Annotated in this window: 27 protein-coding genes and 1 tRNA gene; 6 read left to right on the forward strand and 22 right to left on the reverse strand. The window is 66.8% G+C overall.

The window, feature by feature from the left end:
• Positions 1-91 precede the first annotated feature (91 nt).
• Together ACFYLW_RS06990 and ACFYLW_RS06995 are read right to left on the reverse strand one after the other, a co-directional pair.
• Positions 92-628: a DUF177 domain-containing protein gene (locus ACFYLW_RS06990; RefSeq protein WP_312062615.1), complete on the reverse strand. Its 537-nt coding sequence runs from the start codon at positions 626-628 to the stop codon at positions 92-94.
• Positions 625-1,152: a ubiquinol-cytochrome C chaperone family protein gene (locus tag ACFYLW_RS06995; RefSeq protein WP_312062617.1), complete on the reverse strand. Its 528-nt coding sequence runs from the start codon at positions 1,150-1,152 to the stop codon at positions 625-627. The genes ACFYLW_RS06990 and ACFYLW_RS06995 overlap by 4 nt, the downstream gene beginning before the upstream one ends.
• Before the next feature lie 87 nt (positions 1,153-1,239).
• Here ACFYLW_RS06995 and bamE point away from each other — a divergent pair, with 87 nt between their 5' ends.
• Positions 1,240-1,719, forward strand: coding sequence for an outer membrane protein assembly factor BamE (bamE, locus tag ACFYLW_RS07000; protein ID WP_292083027.1), 480 nt, complete (start codon positions 1,240-1,242; stop codon positions 1,717-1,719).
• Between the two features lie 55 nt (positions 1,720-1,774).
• Here bamE and ACFYLW_RS07005 read toward each other — a convergent pair whose 3' ends face one another.
• The 10 genes from ACFYLW_RS07005 to glyA all read right to left on the reverse strand — a co-directional run bounded on the left by ACFYLW_RS07005 (position 1,775) and on the right by glyA (position 10,743).
• Entirely contained in the window at positions 1,775-3,925 is a 2,151-nt protein-coding gene (locus tag ACFYLW_RS07005; RefSeq protein ID WP_312062620.1) for a sodium-translocating pyrophosphatase, read from the reverse strand.
• A gap of 179 nt (positions 3,926-4,104) precedes the next feature.
• On the reverse strand, positions 4,105-4,530 hold the full coding sequence (locus ACFYLW_RS07010; protein ID WP_312062621.1) for a hypothetical protein: 426 nt from the start codon (positions 4,528-4,530) through the stop codon (positions 4,105-4,107).
• 42 nt (positions 4,531-4,572) lie between these two features.
• Positions 4,573-5,562 (reverse strand): thiamine-phosphate kinase, encoded by a 990-nt coding sequence (gene thiL, locus ACFYLW_RS07015; protein WP_312062622.1) that lies wholly within the window; start codon positions 5,560-5,562, stop codon positions 4,573-4,575.
• Positions 5,549-6,043, reverse strand: coding sequence for a transcription antitermination factor NusB (gene nusB / locus ACFYLW_RS07020; protein WP_312062663.1), 495 nt, complete (start codon positions 6,041-6,043; stop codon positions 5,549-5,551). The genes thiL and nusB overlap by 14 nt, the downstream gene beginning before the upstream one ends.
• 53 nt (positions 6,044-6,096) lie before the next feature.
• Positions 6,097-6,561 carry a 6,7-dimethyl-8-ribityllumazine synthase gene (gene ribH / locus ACFYLW_RS07025; RefSeq protein WP_390182980.1) on the reverse strand — a complete coding sequence of 155 codons (465 nt, stop codon included), beginning with the start codon at positions 6,559-6,561 and terminating at the stop codon, positions 6,097-6,099.
• Positions 6,555-7,691, reverse strand: coding sequence for a 3,4-dihydroxy-2-butanone-4-phosphate synthase (gene ribB, locus ACFYLW_RS07030; RefSeq protein ID WP_312062624.1), 1,137 nt, complete (start codon positions 7,689-7,691; stop codon positions 6,555-6,557). The genes ribH and ribB overlap by 7 nt, the downstream gene beginning before the upstream one ends.
• A complete protein-coding gene (locus ACFYLW_RS07035) occupies positions 7,688-8,278 on the reverse strand; it encodes a riboflavin synthase (protein WP_312062625.1) in 591 nt (196 codons plus the stop codon). Before ACFYLW_RS07035 ends, ribB begins: the two co-directional genes overlap by 4 nt.
• A gap of 60 nt (positions 8,279-8,338) precedes the next feature.
• Positions 8,339-8,971: a RibD family protein gene (locus ACFYLW_RS07040; protein WP_312062627.1), complete on the reverse strand. Its 633-nt coding sequence runs from the start codon at positions 8,969-8,971 to the stop codon at positions 8,339-8,341.
• Entirely contained in the window at positions 8,971-9,447 is a 477-nt protein-coding gene (gene nrdR, locus ACFYLW_RS07045; protein WP_105562110.1) for a transcriptional regulator NrdR, read from the reverse strand. Before nrdR ends, ACFYLW_RS07040 begins: the two co-directional genes overlap by 1 nt.
• A gap of 12 nt (positions 9,448-9,459) precedes the next feature.
• Positions 9,460-10,743: a serine hydroxymethyltransferase gene (gene glyA, locus ACFYLW_RS07050; protein WP_312062630.1), complete on the reverse strand. Its 1,284-nt coding sequence runs from the start codon at positions 10,741-10,743 to the stop codon at positions 9,460-9,462.
• 178 nt (positions 10,744-10,921) lie between these two features.
• Between glyA and ACFYLW_RS07055 the strand changes: the two genes are divergently transcribed.
• Positions 10,922-11,653, forward strand: a complete 732-nt coding sequence (locus ACFYLW_RS07055; RefSeq protein WP_312062631.1) for an IPTL-CTERM sorting domain-containing protein — start codon at positions 10,922-10,924, stop codon at positions 11,651-11,653.
• A gap of 10 nt (positions 11,654-11,663) precedes the next feature.
• Here ACFYLW_RS07055 and ACFYLW_RS07060 read toward each other — a convergent pair whose 3' ends face one another.
• The 7 genes from ACFYLW_RS07060 to gor form a co-directional block, all read right to left on the reverse strand.
• The gene (locus ACFYLW_RS07060; protein ID WP_312062632.1) at positions 11,664-11,849 is read right to left on the reverse strand and encodes a DUF6898 family protein; all 186 of its coding nucleotides are present in this window, start codon (positions 11,847-11,849) and stop codon (positions 11,664-11,666) included.
• Entirely contained in the window at positions 11,849-13,075 is a 1,227-nt protein-coding gene (gene hemA, locus ACFYLW_RS07065; protein ID WP_312062634.1) for a 5-aminolevulinate synthase, read from the reverse strand. The genes ACFYLW_RS07060 and hemA overlap by 1 nt, the downstream gene beginning before the upstream one ends.
• A 201-nt stretch (positions 13,076-13,276) precedes the next feature.
• Entirely contained in the window at positions 13,277-14,473 is a 1,197-nt protein-coding gene (locus ACFYLW_RS07070; RefSeq protein WP_312062636.1) for a sialidase family protein, read from the reverse strand.
• Positions 14,470-15,456 (reverse strand): 3-hydroxyisobutyrate dehydrogenase, encoded by a 987-nt coding sequence (gene mmsB, locus ACFYLW_RS07075; RefSeq protein WP_312062666.1) that lies wholly within the window; start codon positions 15,454-15,456, stop codon positions 14,470-14,472. The genes ACFYLW_RS07070 and mmsB overlap by 4 nt, the downstream gene beginning before the upstream one ends.
• Complete coding sequence (locus ACFYLW_RS07080; RefSeq protein ID WP_312062637.1) at positions 15,453-16,208, reverse strand: methyltransferase; 756 nt, start codon at positions 16,206-16,208, stop codon at positions 15,453-15,455. The genes mmsB and ACFYLW_RS07080 overlap by 4 nt, the downstream gene beginning before the upstream one ends.
• A 28-nt stretch (positions 16,209-16,236) precedes the next feature.
• The gene (locus tag ACFYLW_RS07085; RefSeq protein WP_312062639.1) at positions 16,237-16,983 is read right to left on the reverse strand and encodes a methyltransferase domain-containing protein; all 747 of its coding nucleotides are present in this window, start codon (positions 16,981-16,983) and stop codon (positions 16,237-16,239) included.
• 77 nt (positions 16,984-17,060) lie between these two features.
• A complete protein-coding gene (gor, locus tag ACFYLW_RS07090; RefSeq protein ID WP_312062641.1) occupies positions 17,061-18,443 on the reverse strand; it encodes a glutathione-disulfide reductase in 1,383 nt (460 codons plus the stop codon).
• Positions 18,444-18,602: 159 nt separating this feature from the next.
• Between gor and ACFYLW_RS07095 the strand changes: the two genes are divergently transcribed.
• Positions 18,603-19,553, forward strand: coding sequence for a hypothetical protein (locus ACFYLW_RS07095; RefSeq protein WP_312062643.1), 951 nt, complete (start codon positions 18,603-18,605; stop codon positions 19,551-19,553).
• Here ACFYLW_RS07095 and rpiA read toward each other — a convergent pair.
• Both rpiA and glmU read right to left on the reverse strand, forming a co-directional pair.
• Entirely contained in the window at positions 19,543-20,226 is a 684-nt protein-coding gene (gene rpiA / locus ACFYLW_RS07100) for a ribose-5-phosphate isomerase RpiA (protein WP_313471992.1), read from the reverse strand. The genes ACFYLW_RS07095 and rpiA overlap by 11 nt on opposite strands.
• Positions 20,223-21,578: a bifunctional UDP-N-acetylglucosamine diphosphorylase/glucosamine-1-phosphate N-acetyltransferase GlmU gene (gene glmU, locus ACFYLW_RS07105; RefSeq protein ID WP_312062648.1), complete on the reverse strand. Its 1,356-nt coding sequence runs from the start codon at positions 21,576-21,578 to the stop codon at positions 20,223-20,225. The genes rpiA and glmU overlap by 4 nt, the downstream gene beginning before the upstream one ends.
• A gap of 72 nt (positions 21,579-21,650) precedes the next feature.
• On the opposite strand from glmU, the gene ACFYLW_RS07110 reads away from it, so the two are divergent.
• From ACFYLW_RS07110 to ACFYLW_RS07120, 3 genes are all read left to right on the forward strand, one after another.
• The gene (locus ACFYLW_RS07110; protein ID WP_312062651.1) at positions 21,651-22,337 is read left to right on the forward strand and encodes an HAD-IA family hydrolase; all 687 of its coding nucleotides are present in this window, start codon (positions 21,651-21,653) and stop codon (positions 22,335-22,337) included.
• A 274-nt stretch (positions 22,338-22,611) separates the two neighbouring features.
• The gene (locus ACFYLW_RS07115) at positions 22,612-23,901 is read left to right on the forward strand and encodes a dicarboxylate/amino acid:cation symporter (RefSeq protein ID WP_312062653.1); all 1,290 of its coding nucleotides are present in this window, start codon (positions 22,612-22,614) and stop codon (positions 23,899-23,901) included.
• Positions 23,902-23,987: 86 nt separating this feature from the next.
• Positions 23,988-24,062 (forward strand) — tRNA-Val (locus ACFYLW_RS07120).
• 684 nt (positions 24,063-24,746) lie between these two features.
• Here ACFYLW_RS07120 and ACFYLW_RS07125 read toward each other — a convergent pair.
• Positions 24,747-25,610 carry a Ku protein gene (locus ACFYLW_RS07125; protein WP_313105922.1) on the reverse strand — a complete coding sequence of 288 codons (864 nt, stop codon included), beginning with the start codon at positions 25,608-25,610 and terminating at the stop codon, positions 24,747-24,749.
• Positions 25,611-25,704 lie beyond the last annotated feature (94 nt).

The raw sequence follows: 25,704 nt of genomic DNA on the forward strand, positions 1-25,704 counted from the left end.
TGGACTCCGTCGCCGTCTTGTCGCGGCGCTTCATATAGGGATGCAGGACGCAAATGTCGCACCCTTGGGATGCTACCAGCCCGACGTAAGGTCAACCTTCGCCGGAATCGTCCTTGGATTGCAGGGATTTCAGCACTGCGAAGGGCGAGATTTCACCGGGTTCCCTGGGCTGTTCGAACACGGCCCCGGGCTTGCGCGGGAAGGGATCAAGGCTCAGCGCCAACTGTTCAACGACATATTGCCCCAGATCCAGACTGCCGCCTTCGATCTGATCAGGCGAATCGTCGTCCAGTTCCAGATCGATTTCGCCCTCGTCGTCGGCGTCATCGCGCTCGGTCGCCTCGACCATCTGCACCGAGAACTTGCGATCAACGTGCACCGGCAAGGGTTCCAGCGTCAGGCCGCAGGTCTGGACGGCGTCAGCGGTCACCCGCCCATCCAGACGCCAGCCCGACACCGTCGGGACCAGGTTGATGTCCGCCTCGAAGGCGTCCAGCGCCTGAAGATCCAGAGCGCGGGCGATGCGCTTCATGGCCTCGGCGTCCGGCGTCAGGCGACGCTGCACGCCCGCCCCGATCTGGTGCAGCCTCAGCGGCTCGCTGTAGGGCAGAAGGGGAAGGTCGTTCATGCGGTGATCTCCGCCCAGGCCGGAGCCTTGGACACGGCTTCGAAAGACTGGGTCGTAAGGTTCTGACGCGACGTCACGGCGTAACGCGCCAAGGCGTTTCCGGTCCCGGCCTCGGCGCTTTCATAAACGTTCTTGGCCAGCGACGCCGCGAGGGCGTCGACATCCTCGGCGCGCAGCGGGCCTTCGTAGGCGCCCATGCGACCGTACAGGGACTCGCCCAGCTTGCGCATCTTCTTGCCGACAGAGACGTCGCCTACTCCCAGTTCGCGCAGCGTATGGTCCAGCGACGAGATGTAGGTGTCGAACAGCTTCTGGGCAGCCACCTCGCCGCGCTCGCCGTCCTGCTTGAGGCGCAGGAACAGAATCAGCACGTGCAGGGTGTAGAGTTCGAATCGGGCGTCGATCCGATCAGCGACGCCCAGCGACGTATAAAAAGCCGGCTGGCGCGCCTGTTCGACCGCCAAGGCGTACAGGGCGTCGCCCTGACGCTCGTCGGGCCGTTGTCGGAAGAGATTTCTAAGCATGAGCAACAGCCCCTTTTTCGCCGCGCCGTTGCACTAGGACGCAGCGCCGGTTAGGTCAAAGACCTTGTTATGCTGAGGCGGACGCTGATGCCCCGAATTACTCCGATCTTCGCCGCCGTCGCGCTGGCCGCAGCTGCGGGCGCCTGCGCGCCCGTCGTCGCCACCCAGGGCTTCCAGGCGATCGACGCCAAGCCCCAGGATGTCGTGGCCGGCACCGACACCAAGGAAACCGTCCTGGCGCGCCTCGGCTCGCCCTCGACCACCTCGACCTTCGAGCCCGACACCGTCTGGTACTACATGACCCAGATGACCGAGCGTTACACCTACAACAAGCCGCAGGTGTCGCAGCGCACGGTGACCGAGATCACCTTCAACAAGGCCGACGACAAGGTCGCCTCCGTCCGCACCCTCAGCCTTGAAGACGGTCGCCAGATCGCCATGGAGCGCCGCGAGACGCCGACACGCGGTCGTCAGCTGACGATCCTGGAACAGCTGCTGGGTAACGTCGGCCGCGGCCAGCTGCCGCGCACCGAGGACAATGTCCCCGGCCAGCGCCGTCCGGATTAAACTTTCCGGCCGAGAGAAATCGGGCCCCGAGGAGCGATCCCCGGGGCCTTTTTCATCAAACGATCTTCCCGCTCGCCAGCACCGCCAGCAGCAGCAGGGCCACGATGTTGGTGATCTTGATCATCGGGTTCACGGCCGGACCGGAGGTGTCCTTATAGGGGTCACCCACGGTGTCGCCGGTAACGGCGGCCTTGTGCGCTTCCGAGCCTTTGCCGTGGACCACGCCGTTCTTGTCGGTGAAGCCTTCCTCGATCAGCTTCTTGGCGTTGTCCCAGGCGCCGCCGCCTGAGGTCATCGAGATGGCCACGAACAGGCCGGTCACGATCACCCCCATCAGCATGGCCCCCAGGGCGGCGAAGGCATTGGCCTTGTCTGGCTGGATGAACAGCACCACGACGAACAGGATGATCGGCGACAACACCGGCAGCAAGCTCGGCACGATCATCTCGCGGATGGCCGCGCTGGTCAGGATGTCCACCGCCCGGCCGTATTCCGGCTTGGTCTGGAAGGTCATGATGCCCGGGTTTTCCCGGAACTGACGACGCACCTCGGCCACGACCGCCTCAGCGGCGCGGCCCACCGCCGTCATCGACATGCCGCCGAACAGGAAGGGCAGCAGCCCGCCGAACAGCAGACCCACGACGACGTAGGGGTTGGACAGGTCAAAAGCGACCGCCCCCATGCCGTGGAAGAAGCTGCCCGGCGCTGCTTCGGCCGAGAAGTGCTTCAGGTCCTCCACATAGGCGGCGAACAGCACCAGAGCGCCCAGACCCGCCGAACCGATGGCGTAACCCTTGGTCACGGCCTTGGTGGTGTTGCCCACGGCGTCCAGGGCGTCGGTCGAGACGCGAACCTCCGACGGCAGGCCCGCCATCTCGGCGATGCCGCCCGCGTTGTCGGTGACCGGACCAAAGGCGTCCAGGGCCACGATCATCCCCGCCACGCCCAGCATGGTCGTGGTGGCGATGGCGATGCCGAACAGACCGGCCAGTTGGAAGGCCGCGACGATGCCGACAATGATGGTCAGGGCCGGCAGGGCCGTGGATTCCAGCGAGACGGCCAGACCCTGGATGACATTGGTGCCGTGGCCCGAGACCGAGGCGTTGGCCACCGACTTGACCGGACGGAAGCCCGTGCCGGTGTAGAATTCGGTGACGACCACGATAGCCGCCGTGACCAGCAAGCCGACGACGCCCGACCAGAACAGGTTCATCGGCTGGATCAGCAGCCCGCCAGACGTCTCGACCGCGCCGGGCACCAGGGAGTTGATGACCCACCAGACGGCGATGACCGATAGAATGCCGGTCACGATCAGTCCCTGATACAGGGCCCCCATGATGTTGCCGCTCTTGCCCAGGCGGACGAAGAAGGAGCCGATGATCGAGGTCACGATGCAGATGCCGCAGATCGCCAACGGCAGCATCATCATCACTTCGACATAGGGCTGGTTGCGGAAGAAGATGGCCGCCAGCACCATGGTCGCCACGGTCGTGACCGCATAGGTCTCGAACAGGTCGGCGGCCATGCCGGCGCAGTCGCCGACGTTGTCGCCTACGTTGTCGGCGATGGTGGCGGCGTTGCGGGGATCATCCTCGGGGATTCCGGCCTCGACCTTGCCCACCATGTCGCCGCCCACGTCGGCGCCCTTGGTGAAGATGCCGCCGCCCAGTCGCGCGAAGATGGAGATCAGCGAGGCGCCGAAGCCCAGGGCCACCAGGCCGTCGACGACCGCGCGGCTAGTGCTGTCAAAGCCCATGCCGTGGGTCATGAAGGCGTAGTAGCCCGACACGCCCAGAAGGGCGCCGCCCGCCACGAACATGCCGGTGATGGCGCCCGAGCGGAAAGCCAGGTCCAGTCCCTTCGACAGGCTCTCAGACGCCGCCTGCGCCGTACGCACATTGGCCCGCACCGAGATCAGCATCCCGGCGAACCCGGCCGCGCCCGACAGCACCGCCCCGATCAGGAACCCGAGCGCAGCCCAGGGCCCGATAAGCAAAAAGGCCGCGACCAAGATCACGACCCCCACCATACCAATCGTTGTGTACTGACGCTTCAGATAGGCCGACGCCCCTTCCTGGATCGCCGCGGCGATCTCTCGCATCCTGTCGTTACCAGTGCCGGCCTTCATCAGGACGGCGGTCTGGACGGCGCCGTAGAGCACCCCCAGCGCGCCGGCCGCGATGGCCAGCCAAACATAGTTCATCATGGCGTTTCCAAGCCCTTGTGCAACGAGCACACGGATCCTTGGCGCGGGCGGGCTTTGCGCCTCTCACCGCCTTCCGGTCCCCCCGTGCGCCTACGGACGCAACCTCACGTCCCCCGGGAATTGCGGCTCAACTGTGTCAAATGCAGCGCTGTGAAGCAACAGCGGTTTCCGAGGCGGCTTCAGACGCCCTGCATGCCCGTGCGGCGGCGAGGCGTCTGGCTGACGACCTCGACGCGGGTCACGGCGCCGCGCCCGATCAGGGTGGAGGCGGAGCGGATCAGGCTGGCGCTCAGAGCCGCCGTGTCCAGCGCCACCCAGGTGTTGGGCAGGACGAAGGGCGTGCGGTGCCCGGCGCGGACCAGGGCGTCGCGCAGATAGGCCTCCTTGGCGCGCACCGCCTCGACTGTATGGCCCGCGCCCAGATGCAGCTTCAGCACGATGAAGACGTAGTTGCGCACCCGCCCGTCAGTGATGACCGGCAAGCCCATGCCCGGCAGATTCAGGACAGCGGCGGCGGGTTCGGCCTTCTCGTTGGCCTGTACGGTTCCAGCGACCGCAGAGGCGGTCAGAAGGGCTCCAGCTTGAATCAGGGCGCGACGTTGCATGAAGCCACCTTGCCCTGCCCCGGTTAGGATTCCGTTGCGGCCCTAGTCGTGCGTCCAGCCGGTGCGGGTCGGGACGATCTCCTGCCCCAGATGGCGCACGGTCACGCCTTTGCCCTCGACCACGCGGCCCACGCGGGTCAGGCGCAGGTGGCGGCGCTCGGCCTCGCGTCGCAAGGCGTTCTCGGCGCCGGGGGGGACGGTCAGGATGATCTCATAGTCGTCGCCGCCGGTGGCCAGCAGTTCCAGCGCGGCCTGCGGGTCGACACGGCTGTCCAGCCAGGCCTGAGCCGCCGCCGACAGGGGCAGGACTTCGAGATCCAGCTCAATGCCGACCTCGCTGACCTCGGCGATGTGGCCGGCGTCAGCCAGCAGGCCGTCGGACACGTCGGCGCTGGCGGTGGCCAGGCCGCGCACGACCGGGGCGAACTCCAGACGCGGCATGGGGGTGCGGTAGGCGGCCTCCAGCGCGTCCATACGCTCGGGCTCCAGCGACAGGGTGCCTTGCGCCGCCTGCAGCCCCAGCCAACCGTCGCCGATCGTGCCGGTGACGAAGACCAGATCGCCCGGGCGCGCGCCGCCGCGACTGACCGTCGAGGACGACGGCGCCCAGCCCATCATGGTGGCGGAAAAACTGGCCGGTCCCGGCGTCTTGACCGTGTCGCCGCCCAACAGGGAGATGTCGAAGATGGCCTGATCGCGCCGCAGCCCGGCGACGAAGGCCTCGCGCTCGGGCCAGCCGCAGCGTTCGGACCAGTGGCAGGCCAGCAAATAGCCGAAGGGCTCGGCCCCCTTGGCGGCCAGATCAGACAGGTTCACGCGCAGCAGCTTCTGCGCCACCGTGTCCAGCGGGTCGTCTGGAAGGAAGTGGACGCCCTCGACAATGGCGTCCTTGGTCAGGATCAGATCATGCCCCGGACGCGAGGGCAGCACGGCGACATCGTCGGCCAGCCCCCTCGCCCATTCCGGGTGCGCCAGCGGCTTCAGTAACCGCTGGATGGTCTCGAATTCGCCAGCGACATCAATCGCGGGCATCGCGCGCCACGCCGTCGAGCGCCGCGTTCACGAACTTGGCTTCGGCGTCGTCGAAGAAGGCCTTGGCCAGCTCGACATACTCGTCAATCACGATTTCACGCGGCACGTCGGGCTTGGACTTCAGCTCCCAGGCGCCGCAGCGCAGCAGGGCGCGCAGGGTGGCGTCGAGGCGTTCCATGCGCCAGTTGGAGGCCAGACGCGCCTTGACGGCCTCGTCGATGGCCCGCTGATCCTCGACCACGCCGTGGACGATGTCGGAGAACCACTGCTCATCGGCCTCGGCCAAGGGGGCGCCGTCGATGTCGGCGTCGAAGCGGTGATTGCGGAATTCCTTGACGACGACTTCGACGCCCTCGCCCGCCAGCTCCATCTGATAGAGGGCCTGAACGGCGGCCAGACGAGCGACCGTGCGGGCGCGGCGCTGACGCGACGTCAGTTGCGGCTCGGCGCGGGCCTTATCGGCCTCGGCCAGTTGAGCCATGACTTCGGCGACGGTCGCCGGGGTGGGGGCCGGGTTGGTGTTGGTCGGCTCGGTCACGAGGCCAATCCTCCGCGCAGGCGCTTGCGCAGCGCAATCAGGTCCAGACAGGCGCGAGCGGCGCCGCCGCCCTTGTCGCCTTCGCTCATCCGGGCGCGCGCCCAGGTCTGGTCTTCGTCCTCGGTCGTCAGGATGCCGTTGCCGATGGCCAGACCCTTGAGGCCCAGATGCATGATGCCGGCGGCCGACTGATCCGAGACAATCTCGAAATGATAGGTCTCGCCGCGAATGACGCAGCCAAGCGCGACATAGCCGTCATAGCGGGGCGCGGTCGGAAAGCGGCCGGCCTCCTCGGCCATGGCGATGGCGGTCGGGACCTCGAGGGCGCCCGGCACGGTGACGACGTCGAACTGGGCGCCTTGCGCGCGCAGGGCGTCCTTGGCCCCTTCAAGAAGGGCGTCGGCCAGATCATCGTAGTAACGCGCCTCGACGATCAGGACGCGGGTGGGGTCGTTCAGGATTGGTCTTCTCCGTCCATATCGCGCCAGCCCACGATGCGCAGGCCGTAGCCTTCAAGCGCCGTCGGATTGGGCCGCGTCGAGCTCATCACGATCATGTCTTTGACGCCGAGGTCGAGCAGAATCTGGGCGCCGACGCCATAGGCTTTCAGCGAACGATCCACGGCGGCGGGCTTGGTCGAGCCCCCAAGGCGCTCGGCCAGGCCGTGCAGGCCGGGATCGCGCAGGAAGACGACGACCCCAGGACCGTCATTGACGGTCAAGGCTTGCATCGCCTTCGGAATATAGTCCTGACGCGCCTCGACATGGCCTAGCAGGTCGGCGGCGAAGTCGATCTGGTGCATCCGCACCACGGTCGGCTTGCTCGGGTCGATGTCGCCGCGCACCAGGGCGATGTGTTCCGCGCCCTCGATGGTGTTGCGGTACAGGATCAGTTTGAACGGCCCGCCGTGGACGCTCTCGAACGGAGTCTCCAGCACGCGCTCGACGAAGCGCTCGGTGCGGCGGCGGTAGGCGATCAGGTCGGCGATGGTGCCGATCTTCAGGCCGTGCAGTTGGGCGAAGGCGATCAGGTCGGGCATCCGCGCCATTTCCCCGTCGTCCTTGATGATCTCGCAGATCACGCCTGACGGGTTCAGACCGGCCATGCGGCTGATGTCGACCGCCGCCTCCGTATGGCCCGCGCGGACCAGAACGCCGCCGTCGCGCGCGACCAGGGGGAAGATGTGGCCGGGCGAGACGATATCGTCCACCCCGCGTGTGGGATCGGTCGCCACCTGGATCGTGTGCGAACGGTCAGCGGCGGAGATGCCCGTGGTCACGCCCTCCTTGGCCTCGATCGAGACGGTGAAGGCGGTCTTCATGCTTTCGCGATTGTCGGCGGCCATCGGCGGCAGCCGCAACTGCCGAGCCCGATCACCGGTCACGGCCAGACAGACCAGGCCGCGCGCATAACGGATCATGAAGTTGATCTGATCCGGCGTGGCGAACTGGGCCGGAATGACGATGTCGCCCTCATTCTCGCGATCCTCGGCGTCCACCAGGATGTAGGGACGGCCATTGCGGGCATCCTCGAGAATGTCCTCGATCGGGCTGATCGGGCTGTCGGTATTGTGGACGGCCAGTTTCATCATGCGGTCTCCTGCCACCGCGCGAGGTAGCGCGCCAGCATGTCGATCTCCAGGTTGACCTTGTCGCCGACCTTGAGGCCGCCGAGCGTGGTCGCATCCCACGTATGCGGAATGATGTTCAAGTCGAAGCGGCGCTCTTGCACCCCATTCACGGTCAGGGAAACCCCATCGACGGTGATTGAGCCCTTCGGCGCGATAAATCGGTGCAGAGGCGCCGGCGCCTCGACCACGATCCGGTGCGACCCGCCCTCGGGCGTGATGGAGACGACCTCGCCCAGACCGTCGACGTGGCCCGAGACGATGTGGCCGCCCAGTTCGTCGCCCAGCCTGGCGGCGCGCTCCAGATTGACGCGCGTACCCTCGGCCCAGTCGCCCAACTTGGTCTTGGACAGGGTTTCGCCCGAGACCTCGACCGCGAACCAGCCTTCGCCTTTTTCCGTCACCGTCAGGCAGCAGCCCGCGTGGCTGATCGAGGCGCCGAGGTCGATGCTCGCCGTGTCCCACACGGTTTCGATCTCATAGCGACGGTCGCGGTCGGTTTGGCGGACGCTGCGGACGCGGCCGATTTCGGTGACGATGCCGGTGAACATGGAAACTCCGGTCCCTTCGGACCCAAAAAACATAGTCTGAATAGTCTGAATCGTCTGAAATCAGCCGTCGAAGCGCGCGTAGCGTTCCCACAGGTCGTCTCCGACAGGCTCGACGCCCAGACGACGGAACTTGGGGGCGTCGGCCAGCTTTGCAAGCGCCAGAGAGGCGACGCAGGGCCGCCCCTCCCCTCCCAGCAGGATCGGGGCGCGGAACCATTCGATGGCGTCCACCACGCCCGCCTGCAGGAAGGAGGCGGCGACGCGGCCTCCGCCCTCGATCAGCAGCGACGTGACGCCGCGCGCGGTCAGGGCATCCAGAACGGCGGCGATGGCGGGTCGGCCGTCGTCGGCGGCGACAGCGACGACCTCGGCCTGGCCGACGGCCCGAGGCGCGGCGGTCGTCAGGACCAGGGTGTTTCCGCTGGCCACCCTGGCTGTGGCGGGGGTGCGCAGGCGGCTGTCGAGGACGACGCGCAGCGGATGCGTCCCGGCGTAGGCAGGAAGACGCACCGTCAGTTCGGGATCGTCGGCCAGCACCGTCTCGACACCGACCAGGATGGCGTCATGGATCGCGCGCAGGCGGTGGCCCTGCTGGCGAGCTTCAAGGCCGGTGATCCATTGGCTTTCGCCGGAGGCCGTGGCGATGCGGCCGTCCAGCGACGTGGCCAGCTTAAGGGTGACGCGCGGGCGCATCACCGCGGGTCGTCGGGCTTGGTCTCGTCGAAGCCCTCGTCGCCGAGGAATTTGGCGAAGTCGCCGGTGTGACGGAAGTCCTTGTAGACCGAGGCGTAGCGGACGTAGGCGACCTCATCGACCGACTTCAGCGCCTTCATGATGAAGTCGCCGACGATGCTGGACGGGATCTCGGTCTCGCCCAGGCTTTCCAGCTGGCGCACGATGCGGCTGACCAGCAGCTCGACCTGATCGGGCTGCACCGGGCGCTTGCGCAGGGCGATGCCCAGCGAGCGTTCCAGCTTGTCGCGGTCGAAGGGGGTGCGGCGGCCGTTCCGTTTCAGGATGACCAGTTCGCGCAGCTGCACCCGCTCGAAGGTGGTGAAGCGCCCGTTGCACTGCGGACAGGACCGACGGCGGCGGATGGCCGCGCCGTCGTCAGACGGGCGGCTGTCCTTGACCTGGGTGTCGGCGTTTCCGCAGAAGGGACACTTCATTCAGTCGACCTCTTAGCGATAGATCGGGAAGCGGGCGGTCAGTTCGCGCACCTGGGCGGCGACGCCCGCGACGACGGCCGGATCGGCTTCGTCGCCGCCGTTCATCGACGAGACGACGTCGGCGATCCAGTGGCCGATCTGCTTGAACTCTTCCTCGCTGAAGCCGCGCGTGGTGCCGGCCGGGGTGCCCAGACGGACGCCCGAGGTGACGGTGAAGGGCGCGGTGTCGAACGGCACGCCGTTCTTGTTGCAGGTCATCAGGGCCTTCTCGAGCTCATGCTCGGTGGCCTTGCCGGTCACGCCCTTGGGCCGCAGATCGACCAGCATCAGGTGGCTGTCGGTGCCGCCCGAGACGATGGCCAGACCGCGCTCGACCAGGACGCCGGCCAGGGCCTGGGCGTTCTTGACCACCTGCTGGGCATAGCCCTTGAACTCGGGCTTCAGCGCCTCGCCGAAGGCCACGGCCTTGGCGGCGATGACGTGCTCCAGCGGACCGCCCTGCAGGCCGGGGAAGACGGCCGAGTTGATCTTCTTGCCCAGGTCCACGTCGTTGGACAGGATCATGCCGCCGCGCGGGCCGCGCAGGGTCTTGTGCGTCGTGGTGGTGACGACGTGGGCGTGCGGGATCGGGTCGGGATAGACGCCGCCGGCGATCAGGCCCGCATAGTGGGCCATGTCGACCATCAGATAGGCGCCGACGCTGTCAGCGATCTCGCGGAAGCGCTTGAAGTCGATGTGACGGCTATAGGCCGAGGCGCCGGCCAGGATCAGCTTGGGCTTTTCCTTCTGAGCCATTTCGGCGACGTGGTCATAGTCGATCAGATGGGTGTCTTCGCGGACCTTGTAGGTCACAGGGCGGAACCACTTGCCCGACTGGTTGGCGGGCGAACCGTGGGTCAGGTGACCGCCGCAGGCCAGATCCATGCCCAGGAAGGTGTCGCCGGGCTGCAGCAGGGTGAAGAAGACGGCCTGGTTGGCCTGGGCGCCCGAGTGGGGCTGGACGTTGGCGAAAGCGGCGCCGAACAGTTCCTTGGCGCGCTCGCGGGCCAGGTCCTCGGTGACGTCCACGAACTCGCAGCCGCCGTAGTAGCGACGGCCCGGATAGCCCTCGGCGTACTTGTTGGTCAGGACCGAGCCTTGGGCATCCAGCACCGCCTGCGAGACGATGTTTTCCGAAGCGATCAGCTCGATCTGCTCCTTCTGGCGGCCCAGTTCGCCCTGGATGCCCTTGAAGATCGCCGGATCGGCGTCGGCGAGGCTCTTGGAGAAGTACGAGTCGTGGGTGAAGGCGGTCACTGGCGGGCATCCCGAGGGCTGAGGGCGGAAACGGCGCCCCTATCTAGGCCGCGCCGCCGGACACCACAACATCTGGTGGCCCCGCGACCGATCCGCCCACACGCACAACAAGGTTCGAATATTGCCGTAACAATGCTAGTGCAAAGCCAAGCTTTGTAAAATCTTCGAGGGAGCGCCCATGAAATCCTTGCTTGGCGGCCTGGCCGCGGCAGCCTGCCTGATGTCGGCGCCTCAAGTCGCCGCGCAGGCGGTCACCTACTATGTCCAGAGCGCGCCATACGACAGCGTGAGCAACTACACGGCCTGCCCTTTGGGCGGCTGCACCGCCACGTTCACCACTTCGCAACGCGTCTCGGGCTCTTTCACGATCTTCGGCGCCCTCGCGCCGAACATGGTCGATGAGGTCATCGACGTTCGCCTGGGCGATCTGAACCTCAGCGACGGGCAGAACACCTTCCAGACCGACTTCCTGAACTGGAGCATCGTTGCACAAACCGCTCAGGTCTCGACCGACGCCAGCGGCAACCTGACCTACTTCGAGTTCAAGTTCGACAAGATGCACGGGCTGCCCGTGGCCGTCGGAAACGCCGGCGACCCGAAGTCCTATGTGACGTCCATCTACCTCGCCAATACGCCGAGCGGCAGCTATGCCTTCGTGCAGAGCAACAGCCTGTGCACGGCGCGCGGAGACAATACGGGCGGCAACACGTTCGGGCTGGGATGCATTAACGCGACGTCAAACGCTCCCCAGGGCGCGTCGCAGGCGGCGTCCTCAGCGGTGACGATCTCGCTGACCCCTCCCCCGCCGCCGGCGGTGCCGACCATGTCGGAATGGGCGATGATCCTGCTGGGGGTTCTGCTGGCGGGTGGAACGGCGCTGCACTTGCAACGGCGTCGCCAGACGGCCTGACGTCAAAAGGTCAGCGACGGGTCGCCAAAGCGCGTTTCAGCTTGGCGATGGCGACCCGCTCGACCGCGCGCGGCTCCAGCGCCGGGCCCATGGCGGACACCTCGACGCCCGTGGCCGTGTGGACGGCCGAGCACTTCACATAGGTGCCGTTACGGACGAACTCGACGATGACTTCGCCCAGTTCCGCGTCCTGCATCAGGCCGCGACCGGACGACGCGCCACGTTGCAGTGCGAGAACAGCCTGTCCATCGCATCGACCAGCTTGTCGATCATGCCGTCGTCATGGTTCGGCGACGGGGTGAAGCGCAGGCGCTCGGTCCCCTTGGGCACGGTCGGATAGTTGATTGGCTGGACGTAGATGCCGTGCTCTTCCAGCAGCATGTCCGAGATCAGCTTGCAGTGGACCGGATTGCCGACATGGACCGGGACGATGTGGCTGACGCTGGGCAGGACCGGGATGCCGGCCTCCAGCAGGCGGCGCTTCAGGGTCTCGGCGCGCTCCTGGTGCGCGACGCGCAGTTCCGGATGAGCCTTCAGGTGACGCACCGAGGCCAGGGCCCCGGCGGTCAGAGCGGGGGGCAGGCTGGTGGTGAAGATGAAGCCCGAGGCCCAGCTGCGCACGGCGTCCACGATCACCGCGTCGGCGGCGATATAGCCGCCCATGACGCCGATGGCCTTGCCCAGGGTGCATTCGACGATATCGATGCCGTCCAGGACGCCGTCGCGCTCGGCCACGCCGGCGCCGGTTTCGCCGTAGAGGCCGACCGCGTGGACCTCGTCCAGATAGGTCATGGCGCCGTACTTCCTGGCCAGGGCGATGGTCCCGGCGATGTCGGCGATGTCGCCGTCCATCGAATAGACGCTCTCGAAAGCCACCAGCTTGGGCGCGTCGATAGGCGCAGCGGCCAGAAGTTCCTCGAGGTGCTCCAGGTCGTTGTGGCGGAAGATATGGCGCGGACCGCCGCCGTGGCGGATGCCCTCGATCATCGAGGCGTGGTTCAGGGCGTCGGAGAAGATGATCAGGCCCGGCAGGATCTTCTGCAGGGTGGACAGCGTCGCCTCATTGGCCACATAGCCCGAGGTGAACAGCAGGGCCGCTTCCTTCTGGTGCCAGCTGGCCAGCTCGACTTCCAAATCGACCGCCGAGCGGGTGGTGCCGGAAATGTTTCGCGTGCCGCCGGCGCCGGCGCCGGTCTGGTCGATCTCGGCCGTCATGGCCTCGACCACCACCGGATGCTGGCCCATGCCCAGATAGTCGTTGGAGCACCAGACCACGACGTCCTGTTCGGAGCCGTCCTCGCGGCGGCGCACCGCCTGCGGGAACTGGCCGCGCACGCGCTTCAGGTCGGCGAAGACGCGATAGCGCCCTTCGCTGCGGACCTGCTCCACCGAGTTCTGAAAGGCGGCTTTATAGTCGAACAAGACGGTAGTTCTTTCGCTTATATAGCTTCGTGCGCCTAATTGCGCTCGCCGACCAGCCTTGTCCATGTTCAGAGCCGGACAAAACGTCTCAACCCCTTAATTGATAACGGTTCTCACTTTAGTCGCCCGCGGTCGTCGGCCCTACGGGACCTCCCGACCCGACGCGGGCTGTTTGGTCGCCCGCGAGCAAGCCTTGAGCGATCAGTCCTCTGCCGGCGCCAGCGCCGCCAGAGGAACCCGCGTCACCTGCACGTCTTCCTTGTTGGTCGCGTAGCCGACGTAGAGCGCGCCATTCCAGACGACGCTCTTGGGATAGTGATAGCCGGGGCGCTTGTACTGGCCCTCGTAGCGAAGGGGCTGCAGATCCCCTGTCCCGCGCAACAGGAAGCTGCGGTCGAAGACGCGTCCGTCGTCGCTCAGTGTCACGGCCAGCGGCATGCGCGGACGGTCGCTATTGGGCGCATTGACAAGATAGGCGGTCCCGTCGGGCAGGTTGCCCGCGCTCTGCTTGGCGCGAGCGTCGGGCATGTCGGTCAGGACCGGCGTGGTCCAGGTGACGCCCCGGTCGCAGCTTTCGGCCGCGATCTGGCGGAAGCTCAACTCCTCGTCGCGGAAGACCATGACGGCGCAGTCGCCGCGCTGGAACAGGCTGGGCTCGATCTCGCGACTGAGGCGCTTTTCATGCTCGGCCGCCGCGCCGCTGGCGTCGCGGGGCAGGTTCTGCATCCGCCCCTCCGTCCAGCCCGACAGGCCCAGAGGATCGTCGGTGAAGAAGGGCTTGGCGATCATGCCGGGGCGCATGTGGAAGCCCGTCATCAGCCGACCACCAATCAGATGCGGGTCCTGCTCGATCACGCCCTCGACCGGGCGGCCTTCGACGCCCATGACACGGCGCGGTTCGCTCCAGGTTTCGCCGTCGCGGCTGAGGCGGTACTCGGCATAGCCGCCCGCCCCGGACTGAAACCCGTCGGGCCAGACGTTGACGTAGGCGACCAGGGTCTGACCGTCCGTCCACCAGCCGCCGCTGGAGCGCATCAGCCCGCCCTCGCCCGCATGGGCCAAGGCGACGGGGGCGCGCCAGGTCTCGCCGTCGTCGCTGACGCTGTAGGCGACCCAGGTGTCGGGCGCGTCCTCGTCGCGGGCCGAGCTCTGCCACTGGGCGTAGAGACGCCCCTTGAAGGGCATCAACACCACGCCGTTGCTGAACCGATCGGTGGCCTCGCCGGGCGCGAAGACGGTGAAGGTCTGCGTGCCCGGCGCGGGCTCCAGTCCCAGATCAGGCGCCCCGGCCTGAAACAGACCAGGTGCGGCGCTGTAAGGCGGATCGGCCGGCGCGGCGGCGATCAGGCCGAGCGCCGCCAGACCGGTCAGTAGAGCAAGCCCCCCCCGGAGCCTCATTGGGCCAGCGTATCCAGCCGTCCGCGCAGCATCTGGACCATGGCCGAGAAGTCCTTGCCGCCGTAGCCGAGGCCGTTGAACAGGGCGTAGAGGGCCTCGGCCTGGGCGCCCAGCGGGGTGGTGGCGCCGGCCTTGGCGGCGGCGTCCTGGGCCAGTTTCAGGTCCTTCAGCATCATGGCGGTGGCGAAGCCGCCTTCGTAGTCGCGGTTCGACGGGGCGGTCGGGACCGGGCCGGCCCAGGGGTAGTAGTTGCTGACCGACCAGCACTGCCCCGAGGACTTGGAGGCGATCTCGAAGAAGCGTTCCGGCTCCAGACCCAGCTTCTCGGCCAGGGCGATGGCCTCGCAGGTGCCGACCATGGAGATGCCCAGCAGCATGTTGTTGCAGATCTTGGCCGCCTGCCCGGCGCCGTGGTCGCCCGCGCGGATGGTAATGCGGCTCATGGGGTCCAGGGCCGGTTCGACGCGGGCGAAGTCGGCCTCGTCGCAGCCGACCATGAAGGCCAGGGTGCCGGCGTCAGCGGCGGCGGTGCCGCCCGAGACGGGGGCGTCGGCGAAGGCGTAACCCGCCTCCCTGGCCAGACCCGCGACCTTGCGCGCCGTCTCCACGTCGATGGTCGAGCAGTCCAGCAGCAGAGCGCTGGACGGGGCCACGCCGATGATCTGTTCGGAATAGACGCTCAGCACATGCGGCCCGGCGGGCAGCATGGTGATGACCACCTCGGCGTCCTTCACGGCCTCGGCGACCGAGGCGACGGTGCGGCACCCGGCCTCGGCGGCGCGTTCCAGCGCGGCGGGCGACAGGTCGAAGGCGGCGACGTCATGCCCGGCCTTGGCCTGATTGGCGGCCATGCCGCCGCCCATGTTGCCGAGACCGATGAAGGCGATGCGAGTCATCTGAGGCGTTTCCCTTATGGATTTTGCGGCAGGGTTAGCGCCCCCCGCTCCGCTTCGCCAGTCACCTGTTCGACAGTTTCGGCTCAGACCGGTTTTCTGAACCGCAGCATGAACTGGCTGGTCTTGCCGCGAATGGACGGGTCGAAGACGTTGGCCGTGCGCGGGTCGTCGGCGCGGGCGAGAAGATCGCTGGAGCCGTCCAGCACGAAGCCCGCCGCCTCGATCTCGCGCTTGACCTGATCCACGTCAATGCGATGCAGGCTGTCCGGCGCGTCCGGCCCTGCGCCCGTCGCCGCGTCATGGTCGATGACGACATAGAGGCCGCCGGGCTTCAGCGCCCGATACGCCGCCGCATTGACCTTCGCCGCCGTGTCCGTGGCGAAGGGCTTGAGGTGCAGGTCGTGATAGTTCTGGGCGGTGAAGATCAGATCCAGACCCTCGGGCCATTCCGGCGCGCCGATGGGCGAGCTGATGGCGTCGGCGTTGTCGAGCGCGGCGGCGGCGGCCAGGGCCTCGCCATAGCTGGCCTGAAAGCCGATGAACTCGGCCGGTTGCCAGGCCGTGACGTGGCCGTCGGGACCGACGGCGGCCGCGAACAGGCGGGTGAAGTAGCCCCCGCCGATGATCATGTCGCCGATCTTCTGACCCGGCTTCACCTCGGCGAAAGCCAGGGTGTCGGCGGCGTGGCGGGCCGTGTCGCGGGCCCGGTCCTCGGTCGTACGGATGGGGCTGGCCAGGGCGGCTTCATAGGCTGCGGGCGCCGTCTGAGCCGAGGCGACGCTCAGGGGCGCGGCCGCCGCCAGGGAGGCGGCGACGACGAAGGCGAGGAAGGGACGCATGGTTACTCCTCCTGTGATTTCAGCCGGTTCAGCCCGGCTTTCTGAAGCGATAGACGAACTGGTCGGTCTTGCCGCGAATGGCCTCGTCAAAGACATTCAAGGTATGGTCGTCGGCGGGGTTGGCGACGGCCGAGGTCTCGCCGTCAAAGACGAAGCCGGCGGCTTCCACTTCCTTGCGCAGTTGCGCGCCCTCGATGCGGTGCAGGGTCTCGACGACAGTATTGCCGGCGCCGGGCTCGGCCTGATGATCAATGACCACGAACAGGCCGCCGGGTTTCAGCGCCTTGAAGATGTCGGCGTTCATCTTGGCCACGTCCACGCCGAAACGGGGGATGTGGAAATCGTGGTATTCCTGGCTCATGAAGACGACGTCCAGAGGGGCATCGAAGGCCATGGCGTCCAGGTCGCCGTTGACGCGGCTGATGTTGGGATAGGCGGCGACCAGGGCGTCGGCGCGCGGGTTCTCGCGCTCGGCCGTGCGGTTGGGCACGAAGGCGTAGACGTGGCCGCCCTCGCCCACGACGCGGGCGAACAGACGCGTGAAGTAGCCGGCGCCAGGACGGATGTCGGCGACCTTCTGACCCGGCTGCACCTGGGCGAAAGCCAGGATCTCGGCGGGATGACGCAGAGGATCGCGCGCGACCTCATCGGCGGGGCGCAGGGAGTCGGCGACGGCGCTCTGATAGGCGGCGGGCGGCGCGTTCTGAGCCAGAACCGGCGAAGCGGCGGCGACTAGCAGGGCCGACAGTGCGGCGGCGAGCAGACGGGACTTCATGGGGCGACCTCCGGGAAAGCTGGGCCGCATAAGGCGCGCGTCCGGAGCCGCTGGCAAGCGGCTCCGGACAGCAGGAATCAGCCCGCCATCGAGGTGGGCGACTGTTTCTCCTTCAGAGTCACCAGTTCCTCGGCCATGGTCGGGTGGACGGCGCAGGTGGCGTCCCACTGGGCCTTGGTCAGGCCGGCCTTCACGGCGATGGCGGCCAACTGGATCATCTCCGGGCTTTCCGGGCCGACGATGTGGACGCCGACAACGCGCTGGCTGTCGGCGTCGACCACCAGCTTCATCAGCACCCGCTCGTCCGAACCGGTGAAGGCGTACTTCATCGGGCGGAAGCGGGTCACATAGACATCGACGCCTTTCGTGCAGGCGCGGCGCGCCTCATGCTCGGTCAAACCGACGACGCCGACCGGCGGCTGGCTGAAGACGGCGGTGGCGACGGCTTCATAGTCGAAGTGCTGCGGGTTGTTCTTGAAGACCGTCTCGTGGAAGGCGACGGCCTCGCGGATGGCGACGGGGGTCAGGTTCATCCGGTCGGTCACATCGCCGATGGCCCAGATGTTGTCGACCGAGGTCTTGGAGAAGGGATCGACGGCGACAGCCCCCTCGTCGTTCAGCTCGACGCCCGCGTTCTCGAGGCCCAATCCCTTGACGTAGGGGACGCGGCCGGTGGCGAACATGATCACGTCGGTTTCCAGCGTCATGCCGTTGCCGAGGTGGCTGACCAGACCGCTTTCGGTCTTCTCGATCGAGGTGTGCTGGCAGCCCAGGATGACCTTGATGCCGCGCTTCTCGATCTCGCCCGCCAGATGGGCGCGCACATCGTCGTCGAAGCCGCGCAGGATGTTCGGGCCGCGATAGATCAGGGTCGTCTCGACGCCCAGACCCGCAAAGATGCCCGCGAACTCGACCGCGATATAGCCGCCGCCCGCGATCAGGATCCGCTTGGGCAGTTCCGGCAGATGGAAGGCTTCTTCGGACGTGATGGCGTGCTCGACGCCCGGCAGGTCCTCGGGCATCCACGGGCGCCCGCCGGTGGCGATCAGGATCTTCTCGGCGGTGAAGGTCTGGTTCTTGCCGACGATTTCGACCGTGTGGGCGTCCTTCATCACGGCGCGGCCGTGGACCAGATCAACGCCCGCCTTGCCCAGGTTGGCGGCGTAGATGCCCGACAGGCGGGCGATCTCGACGTCCTTGGCCTGAAGGAAGGTCGGCCAGTCGAACTTGGCGTTGTCGAAGGACCAGCCGTAGCCCTCGGCGATCTCCAGCGCGTGGCTGACTTCAGAGGCCATGACCATGAACTTCTTGGGCACGCAGCCGCGAATGACGCACGTGCCGCCGACGCGATATTCCTCGGCCACGGCCACCTTCTTGCCGCCCAGAGCGGTCAGGCGCGCGGCGCGCACCCCGCCCGAACCGGCGCCGATGACGAAGAGGTCGTAGTCGTAAGAAGCCACGTCAAATTCCTGAAAAATCTACTGGAACCTGCAATCTAGGAGTTGGAACCGTCAAACGCTAGGCGTCGACGCCCCCAGCCGGATCTCGGCGTTGTGCGAAGTCTGGACAGGCCTTTCCTTGGCTGACAGTGTCGGTACCAGTTCCATTTGGAGGCACGTATGCTGAAACTTACCCTGGCCGCTGCGGCGCTTGGCAGCCTCCTGTTCGCCTCCGGGGCGATGGCTCAGCCTCAAGATGATGCCGAGGAGCCGACACGCCTGGAAGACCTGACGGTCATTGGTCGCCCGCTGCAGCGCCTGATCGAGTCGTTTGTGACCGAGGTGGCTGCACCCAATCAGGGCCGGAGCCTTGCTCGCTGGCGCAACCCCATATGCGTTTCCACCGTCAACATCGAACAGGACGGGGCCCAGTACATCATCGACCGCGTGGCGGAGGTAGCCGACCGCGTCAACGTGCGTTCGGGCGGCCCCAACTGCAACCCCAATGTAGTCGTTGTCGCATCAGCCGACGCCACCAATGTCGCCCATGCCATCACTGAGAGGTCGCCGCTGAGCTTCCGCCCAGGGTCGAGTACAACCGATCAGGGCGCCGCCGCTCTGCGCGCGTTCCGCGATTCCGCCGCCCCGGTGCGGTGGTGGCACGTCAGCTTCCCTGTCGATCGGGACACCAACCTGCGAGCTGTGCGCCTGCCCGGCGATCCATGCGGCGACACGCCCGTTTCTTGCGCTCCTGCCGTAAAAATCTCCGCTTCAAATCTCACGACCCAGATCGTGGACAATCTTCAGCGCGTCATCATCGTCGTGGATTCATCACAACTGGCTGGCATCGAAAGCCGCCAACTCGCGGACTACATCGCCTTCGTCGCCCTGGCGCAGATCGATCCCCAGGCTGACACCAGCCGATACGTCTCGGTTCTCAACACGTTCGACGAGTCCGCAGCCTCGGGCGAAGGCATGACCGAGTGGGACTACGCCTACCTAGAAGGTCTGTATAAGGCGCAGATGACGCTCAAGAACACCCGGGCGGGAAACCTCGAAATCGCGCAATCGATTCATCGCGCTCACAACCGCCTTGCCGACACCCAGGCGGCCGACCCTTCTACGGATTGAGCGTCTCGACCCCGGCGTCCGTGCCGATGATGGCCAGGTCGGTCAGGTCGAGGAAGAGGCCGTGCTCGACCACGCCGGTCAGGCTCTTGAGGTCAGCCGCGAGGCGGGCGGGGTCAGCGATGACCTTGCAGGCGGCGTCGTAGATCAGGTTGCCGCCGTCGGTGCGGATCAGGCCGCGGTCGGCCTGACGCACGCGGGCGGGCGAGGCGATGTCGTGGTCGGCCAGGACGTCGGCGATGCGATTGGCGGTCGTCTTGTGACCGAAGGCGACGACCTCGATCGGCAGGGGGAAGGTCCCCAGCACCGGGACCACCTTGGCCGCGTCGGCGATGCAGATGCAGCGCTCAGACGCCTCCCACACCAGCTTCTCGCGCAGCAGGGCCGCGCCGCCGCCCTTGATCAGGGCGAGGCCGGGGCCGATCTCGTCGGCGCCGTCGACGGTCAGGTCGATGCGCGGCGTGTCTTCCAGCGTCGACAGGGTCAGGCCCAGCTCGCGCGCCAGATCGGCGGTGCGTTCCGACGTCGGGACGCAGCGCAGGTCCGGCAGGTTGCGCGCCGCCAGGGCCTTTACGAACCAGGCGGCGGTGGAGCCGGTGCCCAGACCAACCACCATGCCGGCCTCGACATGGGCGGCGGCGGCTTCGCCGGCGTTCTTCTTCTGCAGGTCGCTCATTGGGATTTCGCCGCCTTCTTTGCGCGCATGGTGTCCATGAAGCGGGCGGCCCAGCCCGGCTTCGTCGTCTGTTCGGCGCGGCCCAGGGCCAGATCGCCCGCCGCGACGTCCTTGGTCACCACCGAGCCGGAGCCGATCATGGCCCCCGCGCCGATGGTCACGGGGGCGACCAGCGAGGAGTTCGAACCGACGAAGGCCCCCTCGCCCACCGTGGTGCGGTGTTTGAAGAAGCCGTCGTAGTTGCAGAAGATGGTGCCGGCGCCGATGTTGGCTTTCGCGCCGACATGGCCGTCGCCGAGGTAGGCCAGGTGGTTGGCCTTGGCCCCCGCGTCCATGCGGACGTTCTTGACCTCGACGAAGTTGCCGATCTTGACACCCTCGCCCAGATCCGCGCCGGGGCGCAGGCGGGCGTAGGGACCGACTTCGGCGCCTCTGGCGACCTTGGCGCCTTCGATGTGGCTGAAGCTGCGGATACGCGCGCCCTCGGCCACGACCGCGCCGGGGCCGAAGACGACGAAGGGCTCAATGGTCGTGCCGGCGCCGACTTCAGTGTCCCAGGCGAAGTGGACCGTGTCGGGGGCGCTCATGGTCACGCCTGCCGCCAGGAAATGCTCGCGCTGGGTCGACTGGAACAGGGCCTCGGCCTGAGCCAGTTCGCCTTGGGCGTTGACGCCCATGACCGAGTCCTCGGCGGCGAAGACGGCGCGGGTCGGGGCGCCGCGCTTGCGGGCCAGCTCGACCACGTCGGTCAGGTAGTATTCGCCCTTGGCGTTGTCGTTCTTCACCTCGGCCAGCAGGTCGAACAGCAGGCCGACCGGGGCGGCCATGACGCCGGAGTTGCAGGCGGTGACGTCCAGCACGTCTGCGGTCGCCTCCTTGGCCTCGGTGATCGCCAGAAGGTCGTCGCCTTGCAGGATCAGACGACCATAGGCGCCGGGGTCGCGGGCCTCGAAGCCGATGACGGTGACGCCTTCATGGCTGTCGGCGAAGACCGGCTCGATGTCGGCGGCCTTCAGAAGAGGCACGTCGCCGTAGGTGACGACCACATGGCCGATGAAGTCGCCCAGCACGGCCTCGGCGGCGCGCACGGCGTGGCCGGTGCCCAGCGGCGGGTCCTGAACGGCGATGGAGTCCTCGCCCAGGCGCTTCTCGACATGGGCGCGGACTTCAGGGGAATGGCCGCCGACCACGACCACGATGCGCTCGCAGCCCAGGGCCTCGGCGGCGTCGATGGCGTGATCCAGCATGGCGCGCCGGCCCACCGGGTGCAGCACCTTGGGCAGCGGCGACTTCATCCGCGTGCCCTGGCCTGCGGCGAGGATGATGGCTGCGCGAGGATGTGGTGCGGTCATGAATCGATCCGGCGGCTTGTCGTCCTGCGCGATCTAGCCCATTGCCGGGGTCTGCGCGAGCCGGGAGACGACATGAGCACTGAACACGATCTGGAAGGCTGGACCATCGCCTTCGACCTGGACGGGACCCTGGTGGACTCGGCGCCCGACCTGATCGGCACGCTGAACCGGATGCTGGCGCAATATGAGTTGCCGCCCGTGCCCATGTCCTCGGCCCGGCATCTGGTCGGACATGGTGCCATGGCGCTGCTGCGTCACGGCTTCATGGAGGCGGGCGCCGCCTGGGACGAGGCCCATGCGCCCGGTCTGTTCGAGCGCTTCATCGAGGACTATCTGGCCCACATCGCCGACGAGAGCGCCGTGTTTGACGGCGTGGTCCCGGCGCTGGAGCGGCTGGCCGCGCGCGGGGCCATCCTGTGCGTCGCCACCAACAAGCGCACCGACCTGTCCGTCGCCCTGATCGAGGCGCTGGACCTGACGAAACACTTCGCCTTCATCGCCGGGCCGGATGCGGTCTCGGCTCGCAAGCCCAGCGGCGCGCACATTCATGAAGCGGTGCAGAAGGCGGGCGGCGATCCGGCGCGCTGCGTCATGGTCGGCGACAGCACGACGGACACCAAGGCGGCCAAGGACGCGGGCGTGGCCTGCATCGTCGTCGGCTTCGGCTACAACGACGTGCCGCGCGAGGAACTGGGCGGAGACGTGGTGATCGACCACTACGACGACTTCGAGGCGGCGCTGGCCGAGGTGATGGGCTAAGGCCCCTCGCCCACCCCTACATCGCTCATCCCGGCGAAGGCCGGGATCCAGATGCCGAACTCTACGGGTGGCGGCAAGGGACGGGATTGCGTCAGCGGGTTCTGACGCCGCGCCATACAATCTGGATCCCGGCCTTCGCCGGGATGAGCGGGGTTGGATCTCAGAAAATCTAAACACCACGACAGAACTTCTCAGCGTTAATCGCTCCCGCCGCTGTTGCCGTCTTCGCGCCCGCGCAACACATAGGTCGACCCGTTCCTCCCCAAGGGTCGTCATGTTCCGTCGCTTCTTCGCCATTCCCCTCTGGCAGCGCACCGCCGCCGGTTTCGCCCTGGGCATCCTCGCCGGCCTGATCCTGCGCGAGCAGGCGACCGTCTGGCTGCAGCCGATTGGCGACGTCTATCTGAACCTGATCCGCATGGTGGTGGCGCCGTTGGTGCTGTTCACCATCGCCAGTTCGATCGCCAAGCTGGGTGAAGGGGTGGGCGCGGTGCGGCTGGGCGTGCGGACCATTGTCTGGTTCGCGATCACCTCCATGCTGGCGGTCCTGGTCGGCTTCGCCTTCGGGCACATCATCAATCCGGGCGTCGGACTGGCTGACCTGCCGCTGGGCGAGGTCAAGGAACGCGTGATCCCGACGCCGTTGCAGGTGCTGCTGGGCGTTGTTCCGACCAATCCCTTCGCCTCTCTGGCCGAGGGCAAGGTGCTGCAGATCATCTTCTTCTCGGCCCTGCTGGGCGCGGCCCTGGTGGCGCTGGGCGACCGGGCGCAGAACGCACGGAGACTGGTGGATGAAGGCGCGGCCCTGATCTTCCGCATCACCCGCTGGGTGATCCAGCTGACGCCGTTTGGCGTGTTCGGCCTGATCGGCTCGGTCGTCGGCGGCTATGGCTGGGAGGCGTTGCTGCCGCTGGGCAAGTTCATCTTCGCCATCTATGCGGCCTGCCTGTTCCACATCCTGATCGTCTATTCGGGCCTGCTGAAGCTGCACGGACTGAAGGTCCGCAGCTTTTTCCGCGGGGCCTTTGCGGCCCAACAGACGGCCTTCGCCACTTCCTCCTCGCTGGGGACCCTGCCCATCACCCTGCGCCAGACCGTCGAGCGTCTGGGCGTGCCGCAGGCCTACGCCGCCTTCGCCGTGCCTCTGGGCGCCAATGTGAAGATGGACGGCTGCGGGGCCATATATCCGGCCATCGCCTCGATCTTCATCGCCCAGTATTTCCAGATCGACCTGACCCTGACCCAGTATGTGCTGATCGGGCTGACGGCGGTGCTGGGGTCGCTGGGGACGGCGGGCGTGCCGGGGACCAGCATCGTCATGCTGACCCTGACCCTGTCGACCGCGGGCCTGCCGCTGGAAGGCATCGGCTACATCGTCGCCATCGACCGGATCATCGACATGATGCGCACCGCCACCAATGTCACCGGCCAGATGGTCGTGCCCGTTCTGGTCGCCAGGGAGGAAGGCATCCTGAACGAGGACATCTACAACGGTCACGTCGCCTGGCTGCCCGGCGATCCCGAGACGGAAACGCCCGAAGGCGTGCGCGCGGCGGGTATTTGATCAAAGAGGCTTGCCGTCGTCGGAATCGCGGGCTACATCGCGCCTCCCGACGGCCCAAGCCTTTCTGATTTGGTCGTTCCTGCGCTGGACGCGTAGCTCAGCGGGAGAGCACCTCGTTCACACCGAGGGGGTCACAGGTTCAATCCCTGTCGCGTCCACCATTTTTCCCCTAATCTTACAACAAGATAGAACTCATCGCCTGGCCGTGAACCTGGGGCGTCTGAGGTTTGACCTCGTTAGGGGGGCGCTAGGGGGGCGCCGGAAACCTCGCTCAAAACGGCGTTTCAGGCTGTTTCAAGCACCAATACGCCACGAACAAGCATAGCAGCATTGCCGTCGCTCGCCAGGAACGCTTCAGCAAGGACCGACGAAGGCCCGGCCGGCGTAACGCACCAGGCATCCAGCGAGGCCGCTTCACTCAGTCCGGAGCAGACGGAGGTGAACTGGTCGCAGCGGGCGGACTCGGATTGGTCGTGCTTCGGGACGGCGTGGTTGTCCCCGCCCCTTGAAGCGAAGGGGAGCCCGGCGCCTCGGTCGCAACCGCCCCGTTGACCGCCTCGCTGGATGACCCTGACGTCCCCGGTCCAGCAGGAACATCAGTCAAGGTCCCCACTTCCCCCACACGCTCCCCTTCCGCCCCGGACGCTGCTCGCGCCCGCCGGTCGGCGTCCCTGCTGCAGGCGGCGGCCAGCAAACCAAGGAAAGCCAGGCCGGCCGCGATCTTGATGTAGGTCTTCATATCGAGCTCCCTTTCGACAAAACGGAAAGAGCTAGGCCGAGGATTGTTGCGACTGTCGCCTTTCGGTCAGTCGCGAGCGCCGAGCATCACAGGACCCCGGCGAACCTCAGCTCGCCCGTCTCCGGGGCGTAGCTCTCTTCCCTTTTTCCGAAGCGGCAGGCCGCTTGGCCGTCCGCGCGCCCCTGCGAGGTTCGGCGCCCGAACCTTTCAGGCTGGCGCGGAGCGCGGCCATCAGATCCACGACATTGGTGTCCTCCGGCTCGGCGGCGCGAACAGGCTTATGACCCTTCTGTTTGGAGGCGATCAGAGCCTTGAGCGCCTCCTCGTATCGATCGACAAACTGGTCCGGGTCGAAGGGCCCGGCCTTCTGCTCGATGATCCGCCGCGCAATATCGACCATGGCCGGGTCGGGCGCCTTGTCCGATATAGCTCCGAACACGTCGCGCATCGCGCGGACCTCCCCTCGCGTACGGAGAGAATAGGCGAGGATTCCCTGGTCTCGCGGCTCCAGCGCCAGCAGACGCTCCCGCGTCGACAGGACCACGCGCCCCAGGGCGATCTTGCCTTCCGAGCGCATGGCCTCACGGATAACGCCGAAGGCCTCCTCCGCCAGCGCTCCGGCCGGCGCGAGGTAGTAGGGATTATCCCAGTAGAGGCGGTCTATCTCCTCCTCCGGCACGAAGCGCTCGATATCGATCGTTTTCGTGCTCTCCAGTTTGACGGATTTTATCTCCTCATCGGTCAGAAGGATGTATTCGTCCTTGGCGACGGCATAGCCCTTGACCAGGGACGACCGCTCGACCGGGCCCGTGTCGGGGTCGGTGGTGATCATCCGGATACGATTGTTGGTCTCGGGATTGATGAGATTGAAATGAACCTCGCCCCCTGAACTGGTCGCCGTGTAAAGGGCGACGGGGCAGGTCACGAGGGACAGACGCAGGTGTCCCTGCCAGGTGGGGCGATAAGCCATTTCGAGCCTCCGGGACGGGCGCCGCGCCGTCGCGCCGAATCAACTCCATGAAACGCGTTTCGCTCCCGGCCCTGCGTCTCACCCGAGCCGACGG

Origin of the sequence: Brevundimonas sp. NPDC007368, assembly GCF_042869015.1 — a bacterium.
Classification (GTDB): Bacteria; Pseudomonadota; Alphaproteobacteria; order Caulobacterales; family Caulobacteraceae; genus Brevundimonas.

Bases quoted from the DNA above. Each gene is read 5' to 3' on its own strand.
- ACFYLW_RS07010 (WP_312062621.1), bottom strand. From the start codon at position 4,530: ATGCAACGTCGCGCCCTGATTCAAGCTGGAGCCCTTCTGACCGCCTCT.
- ACFYLW_RS07035 (WP_312062625.1), bottom strand. From the start codon at position 8,278: ATGTTCACCGGCATCGTCACCGAAATCGGCCGCGTCCGCAGCGTCCGC.
- ribB (WP_312062624.1), bottom strand. From the start codon at position 7,691: ATGATGAAACTGGCCGTCCACAATACCGACAGCCCGATCAGCCCGATC.
- ACFYLW_RS07115 (WP_312062653.1), top strand. From the start codon at position 22,612: ATGTTCCGTCGCTTCTTCGCCATTCCCCTCTGGCAGCGCACCGCCGCC.
- nusB (WP_312062663.1), bottom strand. From the start codon at position 6,043: ATGGCTCAACTGGCCGAGGCCGATAAGGCCCGCGCCGAGCCGCAACTG.
- ACFYLW_RS07125 (WP_313105922.1), bottom strand. From the start codon at position 25,610: ATGGCTTATCGCCCCACCTGGCAGGGACACCTGCGTCTGTCCCTCGTG.
- nrdR (WP_105562110.1), bottom strand. From the start codon at position 9,447: ATGAAGTGTCCCTTCTGCGGAAACGCCGACACCCAGGTCAAGGACAGC.
- ACFYLW_RS07060 (WP_312062632.1), bottom strand. From the start codon at position 11,849: ATGCAGGACGCGGAACTGGGCGAAGTCATCGTCGAGTTCGTCCGTAAC.
- ACFYLW_RS07085 (WP_312062639.1), bottom strand. From the start codon at position 16,983: ATGAAGTCCCGTCTGCTCGCCGCCGCACTGTCGGCCCTGCTAGTCGCC.
- rpiA (WP_313471992.1), bottom strand. From the start codon at position 20,226: ATGAGCGACCTGCAGAAGAAGAACGCCGGCGAAGCCGCCGCCGCCCAT.
- thiL (WP_312062622.1), bottom strand. From the start codon at position 5,562: ATGCCCGCGATTGATGTCGCTGGCGAATTCGAGACCATCCAGCGGTTA.
- ACFYLW_RS07040 (WP_312062627.1), bottom strand. From the start codon at position 8,971: ATGCGCCCGCGCGTCACCCTTAAGCTGGCCACGTCGCTGGACGGCCGC.
- ACFYLW_RS07070 (WP_312062636.1), bottom strand. From the start codon at position 14,473: ATGAGGCTCCGGGGGGGGCTTGCTCTACTGACCGGTCTGGCGGCGCTC.
- ACFYLW_RS06995 (WP_312062617.1), bottom strand. From the start codon at position 1,152: ATGCTTAGAAATCTCTTCCGACAACGGCCCGACGAGCGTCAGGGCGAC.
- ACFYLW_RS07080 (WP_312062637.1), bottom strand. From the start codon at position 16,208: ATGCGTCCCTTCCTCGCCTTCGTCGTCGCCGCCTCCCTGGCGGCGGCC.
- bamE (WP_292083027.1), top strand. From the start codon at position 1,240: ATGCCCCGAATTACTCCGATCTTCGCCGCCGTCGCGCTGGCCGCAGCT.
- ACFYLW_RS07110 (WP_312062651.1), top strand. From the start codon at position 21,651: ATGAGCACTGAACACGATCTGGAAGGCTGGACCATCGCCTTCGACCTG.
- ACFYLW_RS07055 (WP_312062631.1), top strand. From the start codon at position 10,922: ATGAAATCCTTGCTTGGCGGCCTGGCCGCGGCAGCCTGCCTGATGTCG.
- glmU (WP_312062648.1), bottom strand. From the start codon at position 21,578: ATGACCGCACCACATCCTCGCGCAGCCATCATCCTCGCCGCAGGCCAG.
- ACFYLW_RS06990 (WP_312062615.1), bottom strand. From the start codon at position 628: ATGAACGACCTTCCCCTTCTGCCCTACAGCGAGCCGCTGAGGCTGCAC.
- ACFYLW_RS07095 (WP_312062643.1), top strand. From the start codon at position 18,603: ATGCTGAAACTTACCCTGGCCGCTGCGGCGCTTGGCAGCCTCCTGTTC.
- ACFYLW_RS07005 (WP_312062620.1), bottom strand. From the start codon at position 3,925: ATGATGAACTATGTTTGGCTGGCCATCGCGGCCGGCGCGCTGGGGGTG.